The sequence below is a fragment of the Paracoccus sp. SSJ genome (assembly GCF_030234105.1).
In the GTDB taxonomy this organism is placed as follows: Bacteria; Pseudomonadota; Alphaproteobacteria; order Rhodobacterales; family Rhodobacteraceae; genus Paracoccus; species Paracoccus denitrificans.
Genome location: NZ_JASSPE010000001.1, coordinates 249,960 through 263,441 on the forward strand (window position 1 = coordinate 249,960; position 13,482 = coordinate 263,441).

A 13,482-nucleotide genomic window follows, 5' to 3' on the forward strand; every position below is an offset into this window, starting at 1 on the left:
CTCATTTCACCGCGCCGAAGGTCAGGCCGCGGACCAGTTGCTTCTGGCTGAACCAGCCAAGGATCAGGATGGGTGCGATGGCCATGGTCGAGGCCGCCGACAGTTTCGCGTAGAAAAGCCCCTCGGGCGAGGAATAGCTGGCGATGAAGGCCGTCAGCGGCGCCGCCTTGGAGGTGGTCAGCTGCAGCGTCCAGAACGCCTCGTTCCAAGCCAGGATGACGTTCAGCAGCAGCGTCGAGGCGATGCCCGGAACCGCCATCGGCGTCAGCACATGGACGATCTCTTTCGTCAGGCTGGCGCCGTCCATCCGCGCCGCCTCCAGGATCTCGGACGGGATCTCGCGGAAATAGGTGTAGAGCATCCAGACCACGATCGGCAGGTTGATCAGCGTCATCACCACCGTCAGCCCGATGCGCGTATCCAGCAGCCCGAAATCGCGAAACATCAGATAGATGGGGATCAGCACGCCCACGGCCGGCATCATCTTGGTGGAGAGCATCCACATCAGCAGGTCCTTGGTCCGCCGGCCGGGCTGGAAGGCCATGGCCCAGGCCGCCGGGATGGCGACCAGCAACGCCAGCACCGTCGAGCCCAGCGAGATGATCACCGAGTTCATGAAATGCGCGCCGTAGTTCGAACGGCCTTGCACCTCGGCATAGCTCGCCGTCGTCCAGGGCGCCGACAGCACCTGCAAGGGCGTGCGGATCGCGTCTGTTTCCGACTTGAAGCTGAGGATGACGGTCCACAGGATCGGCAGGAAGATCAGGAAACCGATGCTCCATGCCGCCACGGTGACGACGGCCTGTCGGGTCGGGGAAGTCTTGCGTGCCATGGCTTCCTCATGCGTCCAGGTTCTTGCCGATCATCCGCATCAGGAAGATCGCCACGATATTGGCCAGGATGACCGCGATGATGCCCCCGGCCGAGCCGCCGCCCACGTCGAAGGACAGCAGCGACTGCGAATAGACCAGGAACGGCAGGTTGGTGGAGGCGACGCCGGGGCCGCCATTGGTGGTCACCAGAATCTCGGCAAAGATCGACAGCAGGAAGATGGTCTGGATCAGCACCACCACGGTGATCGAGCGCGTCAGATGCGGCAGCGTCAGGTAGCGAAAGCGCGAAAGCCAGCCGGCACCGTCCATCTCGGCCGCCTCCATCTGCTCGCTGTCCAGCGACTGCAGCGCGGTCAGCAGGATCAGCGTGGCAAAGGGCAGCCAGCTCCAGGAAACGATCAGGATGATCGAGGCCAGCGGCGCCTGCGACAGGAAGTCCAGCGGCGCGAACCCCAGCGCCTTGGCCAGATGGGCGAACATGCCGTTGACCGGGTTCATGAAGAAGTTCTTCCACACCAGCGCCGAAACGGTGGGCATGACGAAAAAGGGCGCGATCACCATGACCCGGACGATGCCCTGCCCCCAGAAGGGCTGGTTCAGCAGCAAGGCCAGGGCGATGCCACCGATCACGGTGATGCAAAGCACGCCCAGCACCAGGACCAGCGTATTCGTCAGGGCGATCCAGAACGAGGGCTGCTGGATGAAGTAGTAATAATTGTCGAAACCCGCCCAGGTCTCCATGCCCGGCATGAGCAGATTGTAGCGCAGGAAGCTGAAATACAGGGTCATGCCCAGGGGAACGATCATCCACATCAGCAGCAGGATGACCGAGGGCGAGACCATCAGGCGCGCAAGCGCGCGCGAATGCGCGGTGGCCATGCGTGTCTCCTATGGAAAAAGATCGGCGCGTATGGGCCGGAGAAATCGACCGCTGTCGAAAAGGGGCGGAGATTGCTTCCCCGCCCCCCTCCGGGGAGGAGCCGTTACTTGGGATAGCCCGCGCGGGACATTTCCCGGGCCGCGTAGTCCTGCGCGGCCTTCAGGGCCGCTTCGACGCTCGTCTGCCCGGCCAGCGCGGCCGAGATCTGCTGGCCGACGACGGTGCCGATGCCCTGGAACTCGGGGATCGTCACATATTGGATGCCGGTATAGGGCACCGGATCCTTCGTGGGCCTGGCCGGGTCCGTGGCCTCGATCGAGGCCAGGACGGTCGCGGCAAAGGGCGCAGCCTCCTGATATTCGGGCAATTCATAGGTCGAAAGGCGCGTGCCCGGCGGCACGGCGACCCAACCCTCCTTCTCGCCGACCAGCTTGACGTAATCCTTCGAGGTCGCCCAGGCGATGAAGGACTTGGCCACATCGGCCTTGGTCGAGCTGGTGGGGATGGCCAGCGACCAGGCCCAGAACCAGGCCGAACCCGCCGGGGTGACCGCCTGCGGCGCGGGCGCGAAGGCGATCTTGTCGGCGACCTCGCTTTGCTTGGGGTCATAGACCCGGCCCGCAGCCGAGGTGGCGTCGATCCAGATCGCGCATTTTCCGGTCTGGAACAGCGCCTGGTTCTCGTTGAAGCCATTGCTGACCGCGCCGGGGGGCCCGTATTTGGTCATCAGCTCGACGTAATAGGAGATGGCCTCCTGCCAGGGCTGGCTGTCGATCTGCGGCTGCCAGTCCATGTCGAACCACTGGCCGCCATAGGTGTTCACCAAGGTGCCGAGAAAGGCCATGTTCTCGCCCCAGCCCGGCTTGCCGCGCAGGCAGATGCCATATTGCTCCCTGGACTTGTCGGTCAGCTTTTCGACGAATTCCGCGATCTGGCCGTAGGTCGGCTGTTCGGGCATGGTCAGCCCCGCCGCCTCGAACAGATCCTTGCGATACATGGTGAACGAGCTTTCCGCATAGAACGGCGCCGCGACCAGCTTGCCGTCCGCCGAAAGCCCGGCGGCGACCGAGGGGATCAGGTCGGCATAGTCGTAGTCTTCGCCCAGGTCGTCCAGCGGCATCAGCCAGCCCTGCTTGCCCCAGATCGGCGCCTCGTAGGAGCCGACGGTCATGATGTCGAACTGCCCGCCCCTGGTGGCGATGTCGGTCGTCACCCTTTGGCGCAGGACGTTTTCTTCCAGGATCACCCAGTTGATCCTGTGCCCCGTGGCCTTTTCCCATTCGGGGGCCAGTTTCTGCATGATGATCATGTCGCCGTTGTTCACGGTGGCGATGGTCAGTTCCTCGGCCTGTGCGGCACCCGTCAGGGCAGTCGCCGTCACGGCCAGAAACGCCGTTCTCAGTTTCATCCTTGTCCTCCCTCGGTGAAGCTGTTGCCAAGGAAGTTACGGATTCACATGTAACGGGTCAATCAATATTTTTACGCGCGAAAAATTTATAGAGGTCGCGAACCAATAATCATGCCGATGCCCGCAGGATCAACTTGCCTTCAAGCCGCCGCAGCGGGCTGGCGGGACGAACCCCGTTTTCGATCATGCCGAAAAGCGTGGAGACGCTGCTTTCCGCAATGGAAACATAGTCTTGCGCAACAGTGGTCAGGGCCGGCGCGGTAAAGCGGGCCATCGGATGGTCGTCATGGCCGGCCACGCGCAGCGCCGTGGCGGCGCCGCGCCCCACCCGCAGCCCCTTTTCAAACGCCGCCGCGATCAGGCCGATCGCCATGCGGTCATTGGCGCAAAGCACGGTGTTCGTCGGCAGTTGATGCGCAGGCAGCAGCCGCAGCCCGGCATTGTAGCCCAGTTCCTCGAAATCCCAGCCGGCCGATTCGGCCGGGATCACATGCGGCTGGAAGCCCTGCTCCTCCATGGCGCGGACATAGGCTTCGCGGCGTTCACGGGCGTTGGTATTGACGGCCGGCATGTCCAGGAAGCAGGGCGGCTCACCACTGCGGCACAGGTAGTCGACCATCAAGCCGACGCTTTGGAAATTGTCGGTGCCGACGAAAATCTCGTCCCCGTTCATATGGTTGTCGAAGATCACCGTGGGGATGTCCGCGGCAAGTCGCCGGATGCGATCCGAGACCGACGTGTCCCCCAAGGGCGCGATGATGGCGCCGGCGATGCGCAGGGAATACAGCATCTCGATAGCACTCAGCTCGCGCTCGGCATCGCCGTGCGAGCCCAGGACGATGGCCCAATACCCCGCCTCGATGCAGCGCGTCTCGATCTGGCGGACGATCTCGGCATAGAACGGATCGACGATATGCGGGACGACGATGCCGATGTTCTTGGTGAACTTGCGGTTCTGGTTGATGGCGAACAGGTTCGGCCGGTAGCCGTAGCGGGCGATGGCCTCCTCGATCCGCTCGCGGGTCGAGCGGCGGACGCTGGACGGGTCGTTGAAGTATTTCGAGATCGTCGGCCGCGAGATGCCGCTGACCGCCGAGAACTCTTCCATGTTCTTGATCTTCTGCTCTTCCATGCCGCCTCCCCTTCGGAACGCGTCCGAAAGCAATATATTGTCTCGCGTAAAGACTTATCTTGACAATATCGGCCGCGAGGCGGCGAGGGTCAATAGCGGCGATCCCCGACCCGATGCGACATGGCGGGAACGACGCAAGGGCCGGGAGGATCCCGGCCCTTCCAAAAGCCGGCAGGGCCGTTCAGGAACAGCAGGCCGCGACATAATCCTGCGCCAGCCGCTCGACCGCCGCCAGCGCCAGATCCCTGGCGCGCGGCGGCAGGCGACCGGCCCGGACTTCGGGATAAAGCCCGCCCAGATATTGCGCGATCAGCGTCTCGGGCAGTTCCACCCCGTCCAGCAGCGCAAAAAGCTCGTCCACCGCACGTTCGGCCGCCGGCTGCGGCCAGTAATAGCGGATGCGGTCGCTATAGGAGAAATGCCGCTGCAAGGCGCGCTCGGCCTCTGGCCCGTGATAGTAGCGGTCCCAGTTGCCGGGCGCCTCCAGCATCACCGCCTCCGTCGCCTGGCGCAGGCTGCGCCGGCGCCGGCCGGGGAACAGTTCCTCGGCGATGGCGTCCAGCCCATACAGCGCCTCGCGCAGCACGAAGGTCAGGCCCGGCCCGACCTTGAGGATGGCAAAGCCGTCGCGAACCAGGGCGGTCAGCGCCCCGCGGGTCTGGTAGTCGGTCGAATGCGCCTCGAACACCACGCCCGGCATCTGCGCCAGCACGGCGGAGAGGTCGCGCGCCGCCGCCGGGTCATAGTCGATGACATTGTGATTTCCGAACTCGACGCCGGGCTGGACCACCAGTCCGACGACGCGGGTGAAGGCATCCTGCTGTCCGGCATCCGCGAAAGCCCGGCAATGCACCTGGAATGTGGCCAGGGCCGCGCCGGGGCTGGTCAGTTCCAGCCCCTCGATCTCTTCCATCGCGCCGCCGGGGATCGGAACCTCGGTGCCGATGACATAGACCGGGGCGATGCCGCCTTGGGGTCGCGCCTCCTCGGCCGCCGCCGCCAGCCGCGCCGCGCGCGCCGCCGTCTGCGCATCGTCCAGCGCCGCCGGCTCGCCGGCGCAGCCCATGGAGCAGTCCAGATGCAGCTTGGTGAAGCCTGCCGCGGCAAAGGCGCGGATCATCACCTCGGCCTTTGCCATCGCCTGATCGGCAGGCAGGCTTTTCCAAGGGTTCGGACCAAGGTGATCGCCGCCCAGGATCAGGCGCTCCAACGGAAAACCCGTGCGGGCCGCGATTTCCTCGACGAAGCGGCGGAAATCGGCGGGGGTCATGCCGGTATAGCCGCCATCCTGGTTGACCTGGTTGCAGGTCGCCTCGATCAGCAGCGGCAGGGGGGTCGGCGCGGTGCAGCGCATCGCCGCCTCGATCGCCATGGGATGCGCGGTGCAGATCGAGGGGATGCCCGAGGGGCCGGGTCGGTCGCGCCATTCGGCGATGGATTTCAGGGGATTGTCGGTCATGGGTCTCAGCCTTTCCGTTCCGAAAGCAGCGCGTCCAGTTCCGCGCGGGTCGAGGTTCCCTCCATCGGTCCCAGCCGGGTCACGGCGCGGGCGCCTGCGGCATTGGCAAGGCGCAGCGCCTCGGCCGGGTCGGAACCGGCCAGCCACAGGCTGAGGAAGGCGCCGCCGAAGGTGTCGCCGGCACCCGTCGGGTCGACCTCATCGACAGCCAGCGGCATGGCATCGAGGCGCAAGCCCCGCTCGAACAGGCTGGCGCCGGCCGCGCCGCGCTTGACGACCACGGTGCGGATGCCGCGATCCAGCAGGGCGGCGATCACGGCGGCCTCATCCCGGGCCGTATCGAACAGGAACAATTCCTCGCCCGAAGGCATGAACAGGTCCGTCATCGCCAGCACCGCATCCAGCGCCGCGCGCATGCCGGGCACGTCCAAGAGTTCGGGCCGCAGGTTCGGATCGAACGAGATCGTGCCGCCCCGCGCCTTGATCCGCCGCGCCGCATCCATCACCATCGCGCCCAGTTCCGGCGCCGAAAAGGCCGAGCCCATGACATGCAGGTGAGTGCAGCTTTCGACCAGCGCCTCGGACGCCGCGGTCGGTCGCAGCTTGCCGCAGGCGGCATGGCGGATGTTGTAGACGAAGGCGCGGCTGCCATCGTCGCGATAGCGCACGAAGGCGCTGCCGGTGCTTTCGCCCGGCGCCACCTCGATGCCGGAGACATCCACGCCGTCGGACCGCAGCCGTTCGATGTTCACGCGGCCGAAATCGTCGTCGCCCACGCGCGAGACGATGGCGCAGGGCGTGCCCATCTTGCCGACCTGGTCGATGAAGATCGCCGGCGCGCCCGAGGGGAAAGGGCCGACCAGCGGTTGCGCCTTGAGAAAGCCGTTGCCGCGGGTGGTCGCCACGATCTCGACGAGAACCTCGCCGATGGTCAGAACCTTGCGCATCTTCTCAGCTCCGCCGCTGCTTGGCACGCACGTCCAGCCAGACGGCGATCAGGATCACCAGGCCCTTGACGATCAGCTGGTAGAAATAGGGCACCGACAGCATGTTCATGCCGTTGTTCATCACCCCGATGATCAGCGCACCGATCAGCGTGCCGACCATGGTGCCGACGCCGCCCGCCAGGCTGGTGCCGCCCAGCACCGCCGCCGCGATGGCGTCGAGCTCATAGCTCATCCCGGCATTGGTCTGCGCCGAATAGAGGCGCGAGGAAAGCAGGATCCCCGACACCGCCGCCATGACGCCGGACAGGGTGAAGATGGCGATCTTCAGCCGGTCCACCTTGATGCCGGAATAAAGTGCGGCCTCGCGATTGCCGCCGGTCAGATAGGCGCGCCGGCCGAAGGTCGTGCGCGACAGCAGGATATGGTTGAACAGGAACAGGGCCACGACGATCCAGATGATGATCGGCAGGCCGAGCCAGTTGCTGCCGCCGATCGCCGTCCATGCCGGGTCCGAGATCATCGCCGGCGCGCCGTTGGTCGGCAGGCTGACCAAGCCGCGATAGATGCCCATCGTCGCCACCGTCACGATGAAGGAGGGCAGCATCAGCTTGGCGGTCAGCACGCCGTTCACCAGGCCCATCGCCGCGCCCGCCGCCAGCGTGAACAGCAGCGCCGGCGCGAAGCCCCAGCCGAAGGCCAGTGCCTGCGCGCCCGCCATCCCCGCCACCGCGATGATCGAGCCGATGGAGAGGTCGATTTCCCCAAGCAGGATGACCCAGGTCATGCCGAAGGCGGCAATGGCGACCACCGCCACCTGTTGCAGGATGTTGGTCAGGTTGGCGACCGTCATGAAGCGTTCGTTCAGAACCGTGAAGATCACGCAAAGCACGATGAGCGAGACGAGGATGCCGCCATATTGATGCAAGGCGGCGCGCAGCTGCTCTCGCCCGGCGCTGATGGTCGTGTCGGTTGTCTGGGTCATTGATGCGTTCCCGTTGCATGGGCCATGACAAGCTCGGGCGTCAGGTCGCCGCGCGCGACCGTGGCCTTCAGTTCACCCTCGGCCATGATGGCGATGCGATCCGCCAGCCCGAGCACCTCGGGCAGTTCCGATGAGACCAGCAGGATCGCGGTCCCCTCGGCGGCAAGTTCGCGGATGATGCGATAGATCTCGAATTTCGCGCCGACATCGACGCCGCGCGTCGGCTCGTCCAGGATCAGGACGCGCGGCCTGGTCAACAGCCATTTCGCCAGCACGACCTTTTGCTGGTTGCCGCCGGACAGTTTCCCCGCGAGCGTTTCAAGCGAACTGGTGCGAACCCAGAGGCGCTGCACCTCCGCCCTGGCCGCCCGGCGTTCCTTGCCGAAGCGGAGGAAGCCGGCTTTCCCGGCAAAGCCGTCCAGCGCGGCCATGGAGATATTCGACCGCACAGGCGCGTCCAGGGCCAGCCCCTCTTCCTTGCGGTTCTCGGTCACGAAGCCGATCCCGGCCGCGATGGCGTCGGCCGGATTGCGCAGCCGGACGGGTTTGCCGTCGACGCGGATATCCCCGCTCGTGGATCGCATTCCGAACAGGGCGTTCATCACATCCGAGCGGCCGGACCCGATCAGGCCGAAAAAGCCCAGAATCTCGCCGGGGCGAACCTCGAAGCCGACATCCCTGAACCGTCCCGCACAGGACAGGCCCCGCACGTCCAGAACAGGTCGAACATCCGCGCCGGGCGCGGGCGCAAGACGCGGCGGATAGATCTCATCCATCCTGCGGCCGACCATCAGCGCGATAAGCTCCTCGATGGAGGTCTCGTCGCGCTTGCGCATCGCGACATAGGCGCCGTCCCGGATGACGGTGATGTCGTCGGATAGCCGCATGATCTCTTCCATGCGGTGCGAGATATAGAGGATGGCGGTGCCCCGCGCCTTGAGGCGGTCGATGATGCCGAACAGGATCTCGGCCTCGGAATCCGACAGGGACGAGGTGGGCTCGTCCAGGATCAGCACCTTGGCGGGCTGGCTGAGACCCTTGGCGATCTCGACAAGCTGGCGCTGCGCAATCGACAGGTGCCCGACCTTCGCGCCCACATCCACGGGCAGGCCCAGGTCCCGGACCAGTGCCCTCGCTTCCGCCCGCAGCTTCCGGTCGTTGATGAAGCCGAGGCGTGCGGGTTCATGCGTCGCCATGATGTTCTCGGCGACGGACAGGTTGTTGCACAGGCTGAGTTCCTGAAAGACGATCGCCAGCCCCTGGGCGGCGGCGTCTTTCGGACTGTGCGGCGCGTAAGGCCGCCCATCCAGCACCATTTCCCCGCCCGACGGCTGATGCACGCCGACCAGGATCTTCATCAAGGTCGACTTGCCTGCACCGTTCTCGCCCAGGATCGTGTGCACGCGGCCCGGCCGGACATCCAGCCGCATGGATTTCAGGGCCTCGACCGGGCCGAAGCTCTTTCTTATATCGCGCAAGGACAGCACGAATTCCGCCGCCTGGTTCATCCGCTCCACTCCCCCGTGACCACACCGCAAGGCATCCCCGACGCCCTGCGGCGCGGCGGTTCATTCCTTGACGTAGACGCCCGGAACGATGGGCTGCTCGGCAGGCACGTCCTGGCCTTCGATGACCGCCGCGGCGGTATCCACGGCGGTCTTGCCCATCTGGTCGGGGAATTGCTGGATCACGCCGACCATGACCGGATTGGCGTCGACCGCGTTGCGGGCCTCTTCCATGCCGTCGAAGCCGATCACCTTGACCTGGCCTTCAAGTCCCGCAGACTTCACCGCCACGGCAGCGGCCAGCGCGGCATCGTCGCCGAAGCCGAAGATGCCGGCGATGTCAGGGTTGGCCTGCAGCATGTTCTGCGCGACAGCCAGCGCCTCGGCCCGGGTGATGCCGGTCTGCTGGGCGACGATCTCGATTTCCGGGTGCGCCTCCAGGGCCTTCCTGAAGCCCTCGACCCGCGCGACCACCGATTGCACGGTCGGATAATCGATGATCGCGACCTTGCCCTTGCCGCCCAGAACCTCGGCCATCAACTCGCCGGCCTTGACGCCGCCGGTATAGTTGTCGGTGCCGATATGCGAGGTCACCTTGGCATTCGCGGCGGGCACGTCCACCGTGATGACCTTGATCCCCGCCGTATCCGCCTTGGCAATGGCGGCCATCACCCCCTGGCTGTCCACCGGCGAGATGACGATCACGTCGACGCCCTTGACGATGAAATCCTCGACATCGGCCAGTTGCTTGTTCAGGTCCTGGTTGGCGATGCTGATCTCCAGCGGCACGCCCTTGGCTTCCGCCTCGGCTTTCATCGCATCGGCAAGCTCGATGTAGAACGGGTGCTGCTGGGTCAGCAGCGAGGCGCCGATGCCATCGGCATGGGCCGCGCCGCCCGCGCTCAGGGCAACAGTCGTCAGCAGCGCCGAAAGCGCTTTCTTGAAACTCATGGAGTCCTCCCAGGATCTCGATTTCGAGGAGATGGTGCCGGGGAAAAACCCGACTCGCCGCCAAAGCCCCTCCCCTATGGCGGTCCAGGTGACGCTACTTACATATTTTACGCGTGTCAAATTTAAAGTTTGTTCGCGAAGTATCATTGTGATCCATTGATAGAAACCTCTTTGATTTCAAAGTGAAATCATCCCCGCGACGCGCAAGGAGCCGCGTGCTGCCCGGAGCGATCTGACAATGAGGACCAAGCGGCGCAAGGCGCGCAGGCAGCGCCAACCGAATCGTGAGACACGGCTACGCTGCGCCATCGGGGGAGGTCTCGCGCGGCCGCCACCTGCCATGGCGGCAGGCGGCTTTCTGCCTGATCGGGGACGGCGCTGGTCCGCCGGGCCGCCTTGCCCGCCTCAGATGCGCCGGACGGATGCGCGAGAATTGCGGCGCGACCGGACTTGCGCTGCCCGCCTCAGAACAGATCGACGCGCGGCGGGTTTTGCACCCACCAGGCCCGGGCCCCCATCAGCAGGCGCTCTTGCGCCCCCGCATCGGCAGGCAGTGCCCCCAGCCCTGCCCGATTGCCGGCCCGGACCAGCGCCTCGATGGTGGCGGGACCGGCCCGCCCGTCCACGGCGACCGCTTCGCCCAACTCGTTCAGGATCATCTGCGTGGCCCGGTCCAGATCGGCGGCGGCAATCCCGTCCAGCAGTTCACGCGCCCGGCCGGCCGCGTCGGGCGCCGGCAGATACAGCGCCTTGGCGGCGCGCAGGGCGGCATCGGCAGGGCCCAAGGGCCGGGCATCGCCCTTCAGGATGATACCGGCGGCATTGGCGCCGCCCCAGCCGTCGCCGCGCGCCAGCCCCATGTCATACCAGCGCACCGCCGCACGCGGATCGGGCTTGCCCAACTGGCCGCGCATGATCATCCGCCCCAGATTCGAAGGCGCAAAGGGATGCCCGCCCTGGGCAGCGCGCTCGAACCAGTCCCGGGCGGCGGCATGGTCCGGCTTCACATCCTCATAGCCGCGCAGCGCCACCAGCCCCAGGTTGTTGTAGCCATAGATATCCTTGCGCTCGGCCGAGGCGCGCAGATAGGTCAGCCCGCGTTCCGGCCGGAACCAGCGGCTGTCGGGATCAAGGAAATAGGCGCCCAACTCGTTCATGGAATAGGTATGGCCAAGCTCGGCCGCACGCTCGAGCAATTCGAAGCCGCGCTGGCGATCGTCCTCCGCAGGTCCGTTGCGCAGCAATCGCAGGCCGCGGCTATGCATGGCGAAGGGGTCGCCGCTGGCGATGGCCTGGTCCAGAAGCGCATTGCCCTGCGCCTCGTCCAGCGGAATGGGCACTGCCGCGCGGTCCACGCGTGGGCTGAGCAGCAGCATGGCAGCCGCATGACCGGCGCGGATATGGCCGGCCGCGGCGGCGGCGCGAAAACTGTCATAGGCCGATTTCAGGTCGCCCGAAGCCTGCTGGGCGCGGCCCAGCTGGTAGAGCAGCCGCGCAATGCCGGGATTTTCGGTCACGGCCTGCGTGCAATCGGCCAATGCGCGCCGGGGTTCGATCTGGTTCGGCAGCCGGTAAAGGCCCACGCCCTGAAGATCCAGCGCATCGCCCGCCTGGACGTCGCAGGCCAGGGCCGTCATCTCGACCGAGACGTTCAGGATGCGCGGCTCCGCCCCGCCGATGCCAAGGCCGAAGCGGTCGCGGACGGCATATTCCCTCTTGCCCGCCATCGAGGTCTCGGCCAGGTGCGGGCGATAGGTCAGGGCACCGCCGGCAAGATCCAGCTGCCCATGCTGCGGGGCCTCGATCACCGAGACATCACCCTGAAACCCGCCGATCTGCCCGGCAAGCCTGTCGTCCAGCGGCAGTTCGCGCGCGAAGGGCATCGCCAGATCGACCGCAATTTCCTGCACCGGCGCTGCGCTGCGGTTGGGCTGGGAGGTCGTGGAATCCGAGGGGGCCGGAGTGGAAACCGCCCCGCCCTGGACCAGATAGAAGGGCTGCACCAGGGTCGAGCTTTCCCAGGGCACCTGGCGGCCGCTGGTCGATTGGTAGACGCGCTGGCGCACATCGGCCAGCATCGTCAGAATGTTCTCATCCGAATATTGCCCTGCCGAGGCCAGGATCGCCTGCGTATAGGGCCCGTTTCCGCCCGCTTCGCCGTCATAGGCCACCTGCCCGGGCGAGGTCGAAAAGGCGACCAGCGAGTTGATGGGGGTCGAAAAGACCTCGAAGCCGGACTTGGCCTCGAACAGCGTCGCATCAAGGTTTGCCGCCAGGCGCAGGTTCGGAAACGGATTTTCGCGGCAAGCGTCGATCATGGCGACATGGCTTGAGCCGCGGGCCGAAAGCAACTCGACCACCCGGTCCAGGGTAATGGACTGCACCGGCAGGTCATAGACGCTTTCAAAGGCCACATCGGTCGGCAGCAGATAGTTCCGGCGCCCGATCTGGATGCCGTGGCCCGCATAGAAAAAGACCAGCTCCGATCCTTCGGGAATGTTCAGCAGGGCCGTGCGCAGGAAGGTTTCGAAGCCCGCCCTGTCAAGGTCGTGGGACTCCTGCACGGTAAAGCCGAAGTCGCGCAGCATGTCGGCGATGTCGCGGGCGTCGCGCACGGCGTTGTCCAGGGCCGGGATACGCTGGTAATTCCCGTTGCCGACGACCAGCGCGATGCGGGCGCCTTCGGCCTCGGCCAGTGTCGTCAGGCCCAGCGATACCGCCGCCGCCAGCAGCAGCAGGGACCTTGCTGGTCGCCCGACGGACATCGCTAGCCCCAGCCTCCTCCACCGTCGTCGCCCCCATCATCGCCGCCGCCCCCGTCGTCGCCACCTCCGCCGCTGTCGCCACCGCCGGACCCGTCGCCCGAGCCGCCGTCACTGCCGCCGCCGCTGGAACCGCCGCTGGAACCGCCGCCGGTGCTTCCTCCACCGGACCCGCTGCCCGAGCCACCGCTGTTGCTGCCGCCGGTGCCGCCGCCGCCGGTTCCACCGCCGCGACCGCCGCCCGAGCCGCCGCCGGACCCTGTCGAGGAGATCGTCGCCTGCGATTGCTGACCGGGTTCGGATGCGGAAGGGACTTCCTCACAACCGGAAACAAGCGCAATTGTTGCTGTCGAGAGAGTTAGGGCCAGAATGATACGCATCTTTGCCGCCCCGCATTGCAATACGGCGATGATAGTCCAAATCGCGCAATTCAGCCAGAGATTCTCTGCCCGGCAAGAAACGCCGTGCCGGCCGATCCGGCCTGCCAGCCGCACCGCAAGACCGTCCGGATCGCAGCGGCCCCAGGGCGCACTACAGCCGCCGGGAACCCGGATGAGCCAAGCGGACCGAGGGGATCGGATACCCTGCCGAGAGGCCAAGCACCGCTGAACCCCGGCACAACC

General features: G+C 66.0%; 10 protein-coding genes. All 10 read right to left on the reverse strand.

Translation table 11 applies throughout. The features are described 5' to 3' along the window. Window position 1 precedes the first annotated feature (1 nt). Window positions 2–832, reverse strand: a complete 831-nt coding sequence (locus QPR87_RS01190; RefSeq protein WP_011751062.1) for a carbohydrate ABC transporter permease — start codon at window positions 830–832, stop codon at window positions 2–4. A gap of 7 nt (window positions 833–839) precedes the next feature. Continuing rightward, entirely contained in the window at window positions 840–1,712 is an 873-nt protein-coding gene (locus QPR87_RS01195) for a carbohydrate ABC transporter permease (protein WP_285047829.1), read from the reverse strand. Between the two features lie 104 nt (window positions 1,713–1,816). Beyond that, window positions 1,817–3,121 (reverse strand): ABC transporter substrate-binding protein, encoded by a 1,305-nt coding sequence (locus tag QPR87_RS01200; RefSeq protein WP_285047832.1) that lies wholly within the window; start codon window positions 3,119–3,121, stop codon window positions 1,817–1,819. A 109-nt stretch (window positions 3,122–3,230) separates the two neighbouring features. After that, window positions 3,231–4,253 carry a LacI family DNA-binding transcriptional regulator gene (locus QPR87_RS01205; RefSeq protein ID WP_285047835.1) on the reverse strand — a complete coding sequence of 341 codons (1,023 nt, stop codon included), beginning with the start codon at window positions 4,251–4,253 and terminating at the stop codon, window positions 3,231–3,233. Window positions 4,254–4,434: 181 nt separating this feature from the next. Then, window positions 4,435–5,712, reverse strand: coding sequence for a D-tagatose-bisphosphate aldolase, class II, non-catalytic subunit (locus QPR87_RS01210; RefSeq protein ID WP_285047837.1), 1,278 nt, complete (start codon window positions 5,710–5,712; stop codon window positions 4,435–4,437). Window positions 5,713–5,717: 5 nt separating this feature from the next. After that, entirely contained in the window at window positions 5,718–6,659 is a 942-nt protein-coding gene (locus QPR87_RS01215; protein ID WP_285047840.1) for a tagatose kinase, read from the reverse strand. A 4-nt stretch (window positions 6,660–6,663) separates the two neighbouring features. Further along, window positions 6,664–7,641, reverse strand: coding sequence for an ABC transporter permease (locus QPR87_RS01220; protein WP_285047843.1), 978 nt, complete (start codon window positions 7,639–7,641; stop codon window positions 6,664–6,666). After that, window positions 7,638–9,149, reverse strand: a complete 1,512-nt coding sequence (locus tag QPR87_RS01225; protein WP_285047845.1) for a sugar ABC transporter ATP-binding protein — start codon at window positions 9,147–9,149, stop codon at window positions 7,638–7,640. The genes QPR87_RS01220 and QPR87_RS01225 overlap by 4 nt, the downstream gene beginning before the upstream one ends. A gap of 60 nt (window positions 9,150–9,209) precedes the next feature. Further along, a complete protein-coding gene (locus tag QPR87_RS01230; protein WP_285047847.1) occupies window positions 9,210–10,097 on the reverse strand; it encodes a substrate-binding domain-containing protein in 888 nt (295 codons plus the stop codon). Between the two features lie 464 nt (window positions 10,098–10,561). Beyond that, a complete protein-coding gene (locus tag QPR87_RS01235) occupies window positions 10,562–12,862 on the reverse strand; it encodes a caspase family protein (RefSeq protein ID WP_285047850.1) in 2,301 nt (766 codons plus the stop codon). Window positions 12,863–13,482: the final 620 nt, after the last annotated feature.